Annotated in this window: 14 protein-coding genes; all 14 read left to right on the top strand. The window is 35.6% G+C overall.

All coding sequences use genetic code 11. From position 1 onward, the window contains the following. The 14 genes from NKG37_RS24275 (at position 1) to NKG37_RS24210 (ending at position 12,982) form a co-directional block, all read left to right on the top strand. A complete protein-coding gene (locus NKG37_RS24275; protein ID WP_254415470.1) occupies positions 1-651 on the top strand; it encodes a fimbrial assembly protein in 651 nt (216 codons plus the stop codon). Next, positions 648-1,409, top strand: coding sequence for a pilus assembly protein PilO (locus NKG37_RS24270; protein ID WP_254415469.1), 762 nt, complete (start codon positions 648-650; stop codon positions 1,407-1,409). Before NKG37_RS24275 ends, NKG37_RS24270 begins: the two co-directional genes overlap by 4 nt. A gap of 30 nt (positions 1,410-1,439) precedes the next feature. Continuing rightward, positions 1,440-1,895 (top strand): prepilin-type N-terminal cleavage/methylation domain-containing protein, encoded by a 456-nt coding sequence (locus NKG37_RS24265; RefSeq protein WP_254415468.1) that lies wholly within the window; start codon positions 1,440-1,442, stop codon positions 1,893-1,895. Between the two features lie 101 nt (positions 1,896-1,996). Beyond that, a complete protein-coding gene (locus NKG37_RS24260) occupies positions 1,997-3,097 on the top strand; it encodes an SPOR domain-containing protein (RefSeq protein WP_254415467.1) in 1,101 nt (366 codons plus the stop codon). Positions 3,098-3,312: 215 nt separating this feature from the next. Further along, complete coding sequence (locus tag NKG37_RS24255; RefSeq protein WP_254416399.1) at positions 3,313-4,629, top strand: IS1380 family transposase; 1,317 nt, start codon at positions 3,313-3,315, stop codon at positions 4,627-4,629. Positions 4,630-4,964: 335 nt separating this feature from the next. Continuing rightward, entirely contained in the window at positions 4,965-5,543 is a 579-nt protein-coding gene (locus NKG37_RS24250; protein ID WP_254415466.1) for a Maf family protein, read from the top strand. 61 nt (positions 5,544-5,604) lie between these two features. Then, positions 5,605-6,288, top strand: coding sequence for a RadC family protein (gene radC / locus NKG37_RS24245; protein ID WP_254415465.1), 684 nt, complete (start codon positions 5,605-5,607; stop codon positions 6,286-6,288). 184 nt (positions 6,289-6,472) lie between these two features. After that, entirely contained in the window at positions 6,473-7,495 is a 1,023-nt protein-coding gene (locus tag NKG37_RS24240) for a rod shape-determining protein (protein WP_016201708.1), read from the top strand. A 21-nt stretch (positions 7,496-7,516) separates the two neighbouring features. After that, complete coding sequence (gene mreC / locus NKG37_RS24235) at positions 7,517-8,407, top strand: rod shape-determining protein MreC (RefSeq protein WP_101730738.1); 891 nt, start codon at positions 7,517-7,519, stop codon at positions 8,405-8,407. Continuing rightward, positions 8,404-8,919, top strand: a complete 516-nt coding sequence (gene mreD, locus NKG37_RS24230; RefSeq protein ID WP_016201705.1) for a rod shape-determining protein MreD — start codon at positions 8,404-8,406, stop codon at positions 8,917-8,919. Before mreC ends, mreD begins: the two co-directional genes overlap by 4 nt. A gap of 608 nt (positions 8,920-9,527) precedes the next feature. Then, positions 9,528-10,205 (top strand): septum site-determining protein MinC, encoded by a 678-nt coding sequence (minC, locus tag NKG37_RS24225; protein WP_016201704.1) that lies wholly within the window; start codon positions 9,528-9,530, stop codon positions 10,203-10,205. A 1-nt stretch (position 10,206) separates the two neighbouring features. Then, positions 10,207-11,010, top strand: a complete 804-nt coding sequence (gene minD / locus NKG37_RS24220; RefSeq protein ID WP_016201703.1) for a septum site-determining protein MinD — start codon at positions 10,207-10,209, stop codon at positions 11,008-11,010. 342 nt (positions 11,011-11,352) lie between these two features. Beyond that, the gene (locus tag NKG37_RS24215) at positions 11,353-12,123 is read left to right on the top strand and encodes a M23 family metallopeptidase (RefSeq protein ID WP_254415464.1); all 771 of its coding nucleotides are present in this window, start codon (positions 11,353-11,355) and stop codon (positions 12,121-12,123) included. Beyond that, positions 12,116-12,982, top strand: coding sequence for a M50 family metallopeptidase (locus NKG37_RS24210; protein ID WP_169188895.1), 867 nt, complete (start codon positions 12,116-12,118; stop codon positions 12,980-12,982). Before NKG37_RS24215 ends, NKG37_RS24210 begins: the two co-directional genes overlap by 8 nt. Positions 12,983-13,017: the final 35 nt, after the last annotated feature.

Genomic DNA, 13,017 nt, shown 5'->3' with positions numbered 1-13,017 from the left:
ATGTTAGTAGAAATAAACCTCCTTCCTAAAAAAGAACCAAAGAGAAAGTCACAATTACTTTGGGTTATCCTAGCTTTATTGATTACTTTATTATTAATAGGCTTATTTATCTGGCAGTCTACGACCAAAAAGGCTGAATTAGAGGCAACAGAAAACTCGTTAGAGATGACGACAAATCTTGTTAATACGTACAATCAGAAGTTAGATAACTACAAAAATTCAGAGTCTGTCCAAAGCCTTGAGTCAGCCATAAATTGGGCGAATAATCAATCAGTGGATTATGTTCTCTTCTTGCAAGAATTAACAAAAAACTTGCCCGAAAGAGGCTTTATTCAAGAATTAAAGGTATCGGATGATCTTACAACAAGTATGATTATACAGTTCGATACAAAAAGTGATGCAGCTTATTATTTAAATTCCTTACTAGATATTAGCTGGGTAGATGAGGCTCTTTTAACGGAAGCGAAATCAACAAACACACTTGAAAATAAAATTAGCGATCAAGTGGATCAAGCGATTGATATTTTGAAACAAGCTGAAGTGGAACCACGCTATTTTGCTAGTTATGAATTTGTACTAAATAAAGCAAAGCTGCGAGACGAAATGGAAAAGAAAAAAGAAGATAATGAAAAAGGGGAGGATTCCCCATGAGATTAAGTGATCATAAGCCACTCGTATTCTTTTCTCTCAGTATGATTCTCTTAGTATTAGCAGCTTTATATAGTTATTATTTCTATTTAATGCCTTTATACAATGACGTAAATATGAAAAAAACAGAGTTGCAAATGGCAGAGCAACAAGCGAATATTTTGGAATCTAAACTAAAGACGACTGGTTCAGAAGCAAATACAAACACTATCGAGTTGCAGAAAAAGGTACCTGTGAAACGTTTGTTAGAACAGGCACTCCTTGAAATAGAAAAAGCAGAGATTATTTCTGATACGAATATTATCGAAATGAGTATAAATGGAACCGACACAGAAGAAGTGACAAATGGAGAGCTTACTACAGCCGATCAAGCAATCAGTGATGCAAATAAGCAAGAAAATGAGGACGCGGATGAAAAAACAAATACGGAAGAGATTGTTCTTCCAAGTGGTATTCATCAAACTTCAATCAACATTATTGGTGAAGCATCTACTTATTTCGAACTAGAGCGATTTATCGAAAAAATTGAAGCTTCCAACCGTATTATGACTATTGATTCGTTAAGCATTACAGGGCCAAAAGAGATTACATCAGTTGAAGAAAGTGATCAAGTGATAGACTTCGAACTAACAGTGTCTATTTATTACTATCCAGCATTAAATGATTTAATAGAGGATCTTCCTCGATTAGATACTCCTAAAGTATCTGAACGAAAGAATCCTTTTGATACCGGAACATTAGAAAATAGTAAAGATGAATAGTGGAACCGTAAAAAGAAGGTGGGTCTAGCAATGCTAAAAACTAGACTAAATGATAAGGGACTAACCCTAAAGGAGTTGCTTGCTGTTATTGTCATTCTTGGCATAATAGCTGCGATAGCGATTCCTTCTGTTCTGAAAGTAATAGGAGATATGCGTGATCGAGCTTTTATCGCAAACGCATGGAATATGAAAGAAGCTACTGATTTTTATATTAAAGAAGCAACAACTAGTGGAACGGGTGCAAAAGAGAGAATTACTTATCATGAACTTGTCGAAAGTGGTTATATGGGAACATTTAATGATCCGGATACAGACCGCGAACTAGTTCCTTCTGCTAAAAGTTATGTAACCATTCAAAATAACATAGCTATTGCAGTTTGTTTAAAAGGGGAAAATCGAAAGCTTTGTACAGAGGAAGATGGAGTAGAGCAAGCAATTCAATATAAGGACCTTTCCCCAAGTCAGATCGTGTCTAACAACAACTGAATTTGACGAAATCATTCTATAACAAGACGACAAAAGTCTTGTTATTTTTTTTTATTTGTATGATAGGATAAACGAAATAAATGAAAATGGGGGTAGGACGAGTGAGTGAAAAACCGGAGAATCGAAAAACAATAACGATTAAAATCAACGGGAAAGACCGTCCATTCCAAAATAAGGATACAGATGAAGCGGTGGAGCGGAAGCAGCCTTCTGTTTTTCATAAGGATCAAAATAACGAGAACAAAGAAAAAGATTATTTTAGGGAAGAGTCAGCGGCCGGTCAAGAAACAGAGGTAGAAGAAAGTTTTGATTGGATTCTTCCGGAACCAGAGGAAGCACCAGCAAAAAATAAAGAAAAAAGTTTATTTGCCTTTCAATCTCCTCTTACTAAAAAGGACAAGCCAGCATTATTAAAGAACAGTAAAGCAAAAGAAGGTAAGAAAAAAAGCTTACCGAAAGGAATCGTTGCGTCTATTTTCTTTGCCGTTTTTTTTGCGGTTATTTTGGGAACGAGCTTTGGATTTATTTTATTAAATATGGTGAGTAGTGATCAGAGCGCTGCAACAAATGGAAATATAACGGCTTCAGCCAATAATTCTTCCGATACTTCCAAAGTTGGACAAGCTACTGCTGCAACGGAAATCGCCACGAAAGCAGATATCACTACTTATGTCCTTCAAAAAGGCGTCTTCTCTAATGAAGAGCGAGCAAAAATCGAACAAAAAAAATTAACCGATGCAGGAAAAACGAGTCAAATTATCTCGATAGATGAAAAGCAGTTCCTTTTAATAGGGGTTGTCAGTAATTTGGAGAATGCAAAAGCTTGGCAAAAGCAAGTAAAAGATACTTATGCAAAAGAGATGGTCTTTAATGGTAATGAGATAGAGAATGTGTCTAAGGAAGAAAAGGGGGTAATAGAAGCTTCTTCAGCCATTTATTATTCTATTCTTCAAATTGTCACAAGTGTTCAGTTTGATAAATCCATTTCTACGGAAGAGAAAAGTAAGTTAGAGAAAGCACTCGCTATCGTGGAGGAGAAAAAAATCTCTAATTTTTCGAATGAAAAGGTTCAAAAAATGGCGACCCATCTTGCCATGGGAGGGGAGCTTACGATGAAACTAACGAAAAATAGTAGTGAGAAAGAGATAGAGGCAATTCAACAGCAATTGTTAAACTATTTAGCCGCTTATGTAGCGCTGTAAAATTTAAGAGGGAGCGTAAAGTTTAAAAAACTAACGCTCCTTTATATTATTTTAGGATAAAACCTAGATTATTCACCAACCAACACGAAATCCCACTGAAAAGCTGACTTATCGGCTTTTCAATGGGATTCTCTTTTTCACTTAAAAGATGAAAAAAGAATCCTTTTCTGTTAAGGTTATTGCGACTTACAAATACCAAAGAAAGGATTCTTATGATGACAACTTTAACGCAAAAACCTTTACATTTCAATCGTTCTATTAAATTATCCAATGATGGAGGTGCACTTTCTTCTGACACAGGTGAATTGATCTTCCGTGAGTTTGATGAAAAAATCGGCTTTTCTCAAACTATTGCCAAGCATCTTTGTTTGAAGGATACACGCACGTATTGTATTCATGAAAACGAACAACTTCTTCGTCAAAAAATCTATCAGCTCATCGCCGGCTATCACGAGGACGATGCAGCGGACCGTTTGACACATGATCCGGTTTTTACACAAATTCTTGGTACCCCTGCACTCGCTTCTCAACCGTCGTTATCTCGATTTTTTAAGCGCTTTGACACGCAAGCACTGGACCAACTTCAAGAGGCAAATCAGAAGTTACTTGATCGGGTTCATCATGCCCGACAATCCAAGACACTGATTTTTGATTTAGATTCAACACATGCCGATACATACGGAAATCAAGAAAATTCGTCCTACAACGCGCATTATCGCACAATGGGCTTCCATCCACTTGTCGCATTTGATGGGCTAACCGGCGATTTCTTGAAAGCTCAATTGCGCCCGGGGAGCGTTTATACTTCCAATGGTGTAGTGGATTTTATGCGCCCACTCATCGAACACTATAACGAAGTTTTTCCTGAAAAGTCTTATCTTGTCCGTGGGGACAGTGGCTTTGCGGTGCCTGAGCTATATGAATTGTGCGAAAAGGAATCGGTATACTATATCATTCGTTTAAAAGCGAACGCCAAGTTAAAAGCACTTGCGGAAGAACTGCATCCAATACATGAAATTCGTGATGTGTCCGTGACAGAAAGCTATGTGGAAGAATCTATTTATCAAGCATCGTCTTGGTCAAAGCCTCGTCGTATTGTTATTCAATCGACCCGCCCAGCAGGTGAACTATTCTTTTTACATGCTTTTTTTGTGACGAGTCTCGGTGAAAGCTTTTCGCCTCAAGCGATTGTCACGTCCTATCAACAGCGAGGCACAATGGAAAATTTCATCAAAGAAGCAAAAGATGGCTTTGGCTTGGATCAGATGAAAAGCCATCATTTCCTCGTCAATGAAGCTCGGATGATGTTAAGTCTGCTTGCCTATAACTTCACAAACTGGCTACGTACACTAAGTTTTCCAGCTGCCTATAAAAGCATTCAAATTCAGACGATTCGCACACGTTTGATTAAAGTAGCGAGTAAATTGGTGAGATCCGGACGCTCACTGTATTTCAAAATGTCCTCGAGCTTTGTTTATGAACGCTTCTTTTGGGACGTACTGACTCGGGTGCAGCAGCTAAAATTCAACTAAATAGCCTTTTTAAAAAATCGAACCCGTACCAAGGGAGGAGTCTGTCTAAAAATCAGTTTTCTCCTAAGACTCGTTTCAAACCTTCTCTAACTAGGCTATTTTCTTGGTACAAATTTACCTTAGCATTACTAATCTAATGAAATCCTTAAAAATTTTAGATTGCGGTGAATAATTCAGGTAAAAAAATAATTTTATAAATATTTCTACAAATTTCGTCATATTACATTTTATTTACTATTCGATAAAAAATTCAGTTTCAAAATTGTGTATCCTGCGATTCTTTGATAGGATTAGTGTGTATCTCTCAATTTGAAAATAAGTAGGTAGGTGTAATCATGTTAAAGCAAACCCTCATATTGGCCTCTTCTTCTCCTCGACGAAAAGAGCTCCTTGAAGAACTCCAAATACCATTTGTTATATCTAGTAGTAATGTAGATGAAAGCTTTGACCCTTCTCTTTCACCAGAAGAAATTGTAATTGATTTAGCGGAAAGAAAAGTGGAAGCCATTTATTTGAATAACCAACACTCATTTATTCTAGGTGCCGATACGGTAGTATGTCTAGATGGTGTTATATTAGGAAAGCCTACTTCGAGAGAGGATGCGTCTCGCATGCTAAGTGAGCTTTCAGGCAAAACGCATTCTGTATATACTGGTGTCGCCATCATGGCAAATGGAATATGTTCCACATTTTATGAAAAAACTGACGTGTTATTTTGGGAATTAACAGATGAAGAAATACACGATTATCTAGACACCGGGGAACCATTTGATAAAGCAGGTGCGTATGGAATTCAAGGAGTAGGCAGAACGCTTGTGAAAGAAATTAAAGGAGATTATTTCACCGTAGTTGGTCTTCCAATTTCTCGAACGGTACGCGAATTGAAAGCGCATGGCTTCCATCTGCCTAAGTAAATCAAAGGGTCCCTAATTCTCTTCTTCCCAAAATCAAAGATAAGGGAGGAACGAATAAAGAATGGATTCGTTGTTAATAAAAGATTTTCCAAATGATGAACGACCAAGAGAACGTTTTATTAAACAGGGGCCAGAAAGCTTAGCAAATCATGAATTAATCGCTATATTGATTCAAACAGGATCCAAAAATGAATCCGTATTAACGTTAGCGAATAAGCTTTTAATACATTTTGACGGACTCCGATTATTAAAGGATGCGAGCCTTGATGAGTTAAAAGCAATAAAAGGGATTGGAACAGCAAAAGCTATACAGTTGATGGCAGCAATTGAGCTGGGTAGACGTGTTTCTAATTTAGAATTCACTGATAGATATTGTATTCGATCACCAGAAGATGCTGCGAAGTACATGATGAATGAAATGAGATTTCTATCACAAGAGCATTTCGTTTGTTTGTATTTAAATACGAAAAATCAAGTGATGCATAAGCAAGTAGTTTTTATTGGTAGTTTAAATGCAAGTATTGTCCATCCCCGGGAAGTATATAAAGAAGCATTTAGAAGATCTGCCGCTTCCATAATTTGTCTTCATAATCATCCATCTGGTGATCCTTCTCCAAGTAGAGAAGATATTGAAGTAACAAAAAGATTAGTGGAATGTGGAAAAATAATAGGGATTGATTTGCTAGATCATATCATAATTGGGGAAAATAAATTTATCAGCTTAAAAGAAAAAGGCTATGTTTGATGCTGTTCTTTTTTTGTGATATAAGCTATAATATTATTTATGATTTTTTGGCTAATTATGTCTAATCATGACAAAATAAAGATAAGCAACATTTAGAAGATAATTACAAAGAGGATAATTACAAAGAGGAGAATATCTACCTACTTTATAATATTGCATTAGTTTCAGAAAGGGAGATACATTTATGTTAGGTTTTGGAACAAGAGATCTTGGAATTGATTTAGGAACAGCGAATACGCTAGTTTATGTAAAGGGTAAAGGAATTGTACTAAGAGAACCTTCTGTTGTTGCACTGCAAACAGATACAAAGAGCATTGTAGCTGTAGGAAACGATGCGAAGAATATGATTGGTAGAACACCAGGGAATGTTGTAGCATTACGTCCAATGAAGGATGGGGTTATTGCTGATTATGAAACAACAGCAACGATGATGAAATACTATATTAAGCAAGCAACAAAGAATAAAGGTTATTTTTCTGGTAAGCCATATGTTATGGTTTGTGTACCATCAGGGATTACAGCAGTAGAAGAAAGAGCGGTAATCGATGCAACACGCCAAGCTGGTGCAAGAGATGCTTACACGATTGAAGAGCCTTTTGCTGCTGCAATTGGAGCAAATCTTCCAGTATGGGAGCCAACTGGTAGTATGGTAGTTGATATCGGTGGGGGTACAACAGAAGTAGCAATTATCTCTCTTGGTGGTATTGTAACTAGTCAATCGATTCGAATTGCTGGTGATGAAATGGATGACGCAATCGTTAACTATATTCGCAAAACATATAATTTAATGATTGGGGAAAGAACTTCTGAAAGTATTAAAGTGGAAATTGGAAGTGCTGGAAATCCAGATCAAATTGAAAATATGGATATTCGCGGGAGAGACTTATTAACAGGTCTGCCGAAAACCATCAAAATTACTGCAGATGAAATTGCTAAAGCATTAAAAGATACAGTAGCAGCAATAGTTGATGCAGTTAAAGTTACATTAGAAAAGACACCTCCAGAACTTGCAGCAGATATTATGGATCGTGGAATTGTTCTAACAGGTGGTGGAGCATTGCTTCGAAATCTTGACAAAATTATTAGTGAAGAAACAAAAATGCCTGTTGTTATAGCAGAAGATCCATTGGATTGTGTGGCTATTGGAACTGGTAAAGCTTTAGATCATATTCATTTATTCAAAAATAAAGCAAAAGATTCACGATAATTTTATTAGAGGTGTATAAGCATGCCACAGTTTTTTATGAATAAACGCCTGATTATTTTGCTTGTTAGCATCATTATTCTCGTGGCATTAATAGGGTTTTCATTGAGTGATCGAAATAAATTAACCTGGCCGGAGCAGTTCGTAAAAGATACAACCGGCTGGGTTCAAACCCTTGTATCTAGACCTGCCCATTTTGTGGTGGGTTTTGTTGATAATGTCAAGTCATTACAAGATACATATAAAGAGAATAAAGAATTGAAGGCAAAGCTAGAGGAAAATGCTCAGCTTAAATACCAGGTTCAAGGTCTCAAAAAAGATGTACAAGCACTACAGGACACATTGGAAGAAAAAGAATCTTTAAGTGATTATACGCTCATGAAAGCAACGGTAATTCGTAGAAATCCTTCCCAATGGACAGAGTTAGTTACCATCAATAGAGGAGATAACGATGGTGTCGAGAAAAATATGGCTGTTATTACTTCTGCTGGATTAATTGGGAAAATAAAATCAGTGGCTCCTAATACGGCAACTGTACAGCTACTTAGTTCTGAAGATCCTGCTAATCGTATTTCTGCTTTTATTCAGCCTAAAGAAGACGAAAAAAAGAATAAAAGTAAAACAGAAGTGTTTGGTATTATTGCTGATTATGATAAAGAAACAAAGCAATTAATTATGACTTGGGAAGAAGTTCCAAATGGTCTGAAAGTGGAAAAAGGACAGCTTGTTACGACTTCAGGAATGGGTGGAGTCTTTCCGAAAGGGTTAGCTATTGGAACAGTAGAAAAAGTAGAGCCAGATGAAAATGGACTTCAGAAAAAAGTGTTTATCAAGCCAGCAGCAGATTTTTATGATATTGAACATGTAATGGTAGTAGACAGGGCAGCGTTATCTCCTGAAGAGGAAGAACAATGAGGAAAGTTTTAATTGGCTGTTTAATTTCATTCATGTTTATTTTAGAAAGTGTTTTTCTCGAATTGCTACCAACAGACCCATTCGGAAAAAATTGGATTTTCGTACCGTATTTTTTGCTGATTACCATACTTTTCTTTTCCGTTTATGGAAATAGAAACGTCGGCGTTCTCTATGGCTTTGTTTTTGGACTGCTTTTTGATATTGTTTATACAGAAATTTTAGGTATCTATTTTTTTGCATTCCCTTTTATCATTTATATTTTCAATAAATTAATGAAAATTTTCCATAGTAATATTGTCGTTGTTTCCGTCATGAGCTTACTTGCTGTTTCTGCTTTAGAAATGATTGTTTATCAAGTGATAAAAGTGATAAATCTGACAACCATTGATTTTGCGAGTTTCTTGCATTTAAGACTTTTGCCATCTTTAGGGTTGAATTTAGTATTTATCGTGATTGTCGCATACCCTTATAAACGTTTATTTGAGAAGTATGCAGCAGAGTTAAAAGAATGATATAGTTAGAAAGAATGGAAAAATGGAAATAAATTTCAGGTTGGGCATGTAGGTTGTCTTCGATCTGAAATTTATTTGCCTTGTGACTGTTTGTCTTCAGTCTTTTTAAGAAATATATTTGGCTTGAAAAGGAATTTTAAAAGTGTTTGTCGAATGATATTAAAAAGGATAGAAATAGAGGTCTAAAGTCCTTCATCTTATATCAGAGTATTTATGGAAAGACTTGTTAATAAGTGAACGGAGACGTAAAAATTTATTTTTGCATGTACAAATGCATTTATGAAAAACAGTAAATGCTCTAGCAGAGGTGTCAACCATCTATCAAATGAACAGGTTGAATCGAATAGCGTAAGTATCGTTAATGATATTTGGTCTCGTTCGAATCATACTTTATTGTTTGATGAGGATGTTTGCGCTTTTTTATGCAAAGTAAGATTTATAAGTATAACGATATCCGAGCATTAGCGTCTATTGCCCTTCTACACTAGATAAATTTTGTTTGCAGTAAATAAATAATATGTTTGATAAAACAGGGTAGTATGTCTTTATGTCCCGTATGAGAGATGGGAAGACGCTTACGCTTTTCTTACAGAGGTGAACAACTTGAAATGAAAAAAAGGCAGCTAGTAACAATAAAAGGAACGAAGAATGGACTGGGCTTGCATTTGTATGATAATTGTTCTTATGAAGAATTATTAAGAGAACTTCAGTATAAATTAAACGAAAGCTCCAGCCTGCATAATGAAAACCGTGATATAAAAGTGACAGTAGAGCTTGGAAATAGATATGTAACAGATGAACAAAAGGAAGAGATTGTTCATTTAATTCAAGAAAAACAAAATTTAACTGTTCAATCCATTAATAGTAATTTAGTAACAAAGACAGAGGCGGAAAATTGGCTAAGACAAAATGAAGTAAAATCCATAACTAGTATTGTGCGATCAGGTCAAATATTAGAAGTGCCCGGTGATTTACTATTAATTGGCGATGTAAATCCAGGTGGCAAGGTTATAGCTGGAGGAAATATCTATATCATGGGACAGTTGAAAGGGATAGCTCATGCTGGATATAATGGTAAAGATGATGCGGTGATAGCTGCATCAATTATGAAACCGACCCAAATCCGGATTAGTCATTTTATTGAGAGGGAAATAGAGAATACGTCTTCTGAAAAAACAAGAGAAATGGAATGTGCATATGTGAATGACAGTGTCATTAAGATTGATAGATTACAAGTATTACCACATTTAAGACCTAATTTGCTGAAATTGGAAGGAGGATATTAAGATGGGAGAGGCAATTGTTATAACATCAGGTAAAGGTGGAGTTGGAAAGACGACCACTTCTGCAAACATTGGAACAGCGCTTGCGTTACAGGGAAAAAAAGTTTGTTTAATAGATACAGATATTGGCTTGCGAAATCTTGATGTCGTGATGGGATTAGAAAATCGCATTATTTATGATTTAGTGGATGTGGTCGAGGAAAGATGTAAAATTCATCAAGCGCTTGTTAAGGATAAACGATTTGATGATCTTTTATATTTGTTGCCAGCTGCACAAACGAGTGATAAAACAGCTGTAAGGCCAAATCAAATGAGGGAATTGGTTCTTCGTTTAAAACAGGATTATGATTATATTATAATAGATTGCCCTGCAGGAATAGAACAGGGGTACCAAAATGCTGTCGCTGGTGCAGACAAGGCCATTGTTGTTACTACTCCTGAAGTGTCTTCTGTTAGAGATGCAGATAGAGTAATTGGTTTACTAGAAAAAGAAGAGCAAATGGAACCACCAATGCTTGTTATCAATAGAATTAGAAATCATATGGTGAAAAATGGGGATATGTTAGATATTGATGAAGTAACTAGTCATCTTTCCATTGATTTATTAGGAATTGTTGCTGATGATGATGCGGTTATTAGAGCTTCTAATAACGGAGAACCAATCGCGTTAAATCCGAATAGCAAATCTGCGATTGCCTACCGTAATATCGCCAGAAGAATTTTAGGTGAAACCGTTCCTTTACAGCATTTAGAAGAGGAATCAAAAGGGGTTTTCGCTAAAATTAAGACATTCTTTGGTGCAAGATAAGATAGTAAAATAATTGATTTTTTCTATACGTACATAAATATGCGTATGTGATAAAGTATAAAAGATAGGAGGGAAAAGCTCCTGCCTTTTATACTTGGATCATGTTAAATGTAACAATGAAATAAAAAAACTTCCATTAGTGGGGGTTATACTGCCCGTTAAGAGTGGGATAAATAATGCTGTTTACAAAACTTTGCAGGGCTTTTTATTTTTTCTGTTTTAATAGAAGTGATTACTGGAATTCTTTTCATTAAGGTTTCCTCCCTGATTAAAGGCATACTTTGTTCTTCCCTTACATAAATATAGGGTAAAGAGGACAAGTAGGTTAGGGGAGAGGAGTATATGGGGTCAAGAAATGATGATGTTAGAAAAAAAATCGAAAAAAGAAGAAAAGAACGGGCAAGAATAGAAAAAAATAATGATAACAGAGTGTTATGGTCTGATGAAGAGGCTGGCTATGACTATAATTTTGCTGATAAAGAGGAAAATTACCCAACAAAAATTCATCCTTTGTTTCGAAAAGATCTATTTATGTTGAAAATTTTAGGTGCGGCTATTCTTTTTCTAGCTGTCGCCATCATTGTAGATCATCCTTCTACAAAATTAGCAAAAGTCGAAAATAAGATTAAACAGGCAATGTCCAAAGAATTTAATTTTATGGTTGTTTCTAATTGGTATGAAGATCAATTTGGTAAACCACTAGACTTTTTGCCAGAAAAGAAAGGACAAGAACAAGATACGGAGCAATTACAGCAATATGCTTTATCTGCCTCAGGGAAAGTTTTAGAGGAATTTCAACAAAATGGGCAAAGAATCGCAATAGAAACTGGAACGGATACAACTGTACAATCCTTTAATGAGGGTCAAATAACTTTCATAGGCGAAAAAGAGGGCTTTGGTAAAACGGTCGTAATAAAGCATAGTGATCAAAGCGAATCTTGGTATGGCAACTTAGAAGAGGTGGATGTAAAGTTATATGAAAATATTAAAAAAGGTACAAAAGTAGGAAATGCTTCAAGGTATGAAGGAGATGAAGCACTAGGTTTATTCTTTTTTGCTATCAAGCAAAATGATGACTTTATTGATCCTTTACAGGTGATTGAAATTGAATAGGTTCGTAAGCGTCTTTAAGCACCTTCATATCCATCCACTATTATGGGTTGTCATTGCCATCGGGGTAATGACTGCCCATTTTTATGAACTATGTTTATTAATTCTGATTATTTTTGTTCATGAACTAGGTCATGCGTTTGCTGCTGCTTTTTTTTCATGGAGAATAAAGAAAATATCTTTATTACCTTTTGGTGGAGTGGCAGAGATGGATGAACATGGAAATAGACCTTTACGGGAGGAAGCAATCGTGATTCTTTCTGGTCCTTTGCAGCATATATGGCTTGTTGGGCTAGGCTTTCTTTTATGGCAAGGAGGCATTTTGACAGATTCCTTGTATCAGACCTTTATTCAATATAATATGATGATTTTTTTCTTTAATATACTGCCGATATGGCCGTTAGATGGTGGTAAACTGCTGTTTCTTTTATTTTCCCTAAAAAAGTCCTTTCCTAAGTCCCATAAATTAACACTTTATCTATCCATAATGGGTGTTTTTTTATTTCTTTTAATCGTTCTCTTTATAATGCCAGCGAATTTAAATGCATGGATTATTATTAGCTTCTTACTTTTCTCTATTTATTATGAATGGAAACAAAGAAGATTCTTATTCATGCGATTTTTGCTGGAACGATATTATGGAAAAACAAATGAATTGCGAAAATTACTGCCATTAGAAGTCCAAGAAGAGGACTATTTATTAGATGTATTAGAACGGTTTCATCGAGGATGTAAGCATCCAATAATCGTAAAAACAAAGGGCAAAGAAAATACAATTCTTGATGAAAATGAGCTATTACATGCCTATTTTAAAGAGAAGAACGTTACAGCGAAGATAAAGGATATATTATACGTATTATAGGACTATACATAGGGGGAAAATAAAGTGCTTTTAAT

Origin of the sequence: Niallia sp. RD1 (assembly GCF_024219955.1) — a bacterium.
Lineage (GTDB): Bacteria > Bacillota > Bacilli > Bacillales > Cytobacillaceae > Niallia > Niallia alba.
This window is presented reverse-complemented; position numbering and strand designations above follow the sequence as displayed.

Excerpts from the sequence above, each read along its gene's own strand:
- minC (WP_016201704.1), top strand. The coding sequence starts at position 9,528 with ATGAAAAAAAGGCAGCTAGTAACAATAAAAGGAACGAAGAATGGACTG.
- NKG37_RS24215 (WP_254415464.1), top strand. The coding sequence starts at position 11,353 with ATGGGGTCAAGAAATGATGATGTTAGAAAAAAAATCGAAAAAAGAAGA.
- mreC (WP_101730738.1), top strand. The coding sequence starts at position 7,517 with ATGCCACAGTTTTTTATGAATAAACGCCTGATTATTTTGCTTGTTAGC.
- NKG37_RS24275 (WP_254415470.1), top strand. The coding sequence starts at position 1 with ATGTTAGTAGAAATAAACCTCCTTCCTAAAAAAGAACCAAAGAGAAAG.
- mreD (WP_016201705.1), top strand. The coding sequence starts at position 8,404 with ATGAGGAAAGTTTTAATTGGCTGTTTAATTTCATTCATGTTTATTTTA.
- NKG37_RS24265 (WP_254415468.1), top strand. The coding sequence starts at position 1,440 with ATGCTAAAAACTAGACTAAATGATAAGGGACTAACCCTAAAGGAGTTG.
- NKG37_RS24255 (WP_254416399.1), top strand. The coding sequence starts at position 3,313 with ATGACAACTTTAACGCAAAAACCTTTACATTTCAATCGTTCTATTAAA.
- minD (WP_016201703.1), top strand. The coding sequence starts at position 10,207 with ATGGGAGAGGCAATTGTTATAACATCAGGTAAAGGTGGAGTTGGAAAG.
- NKG37_RS24240 (WP_016201708.1), top strand. The coding sequence starts at position 6,473 with ATGTTAGGTTTTGGAACAAGAGATCTTGGAATTGATTTAGGAACAGCG.
- NKG37_RS24270 (WP_254415469.1), top strand. The coding sequence starts at position 648 with ATGAGATTAAGTGATCATAAGCCACTCGTATTCTTTTCTCTCAGTATG.
- radC (WP_254415465.1), top strand. The coding sequence starts at position 5,605 with ATGGATTCGTTGTTAATAAAAGATTTTCCAAATGATGAACGACCAAGA.
- NKG37_RS24250 (WP_254415466.1), top strand. The coding sequence starts at position 4,965 with ATGTTAAAGCAAACCCTCATATTGGCCTCTTCTTCTCCTCGACGAAAA.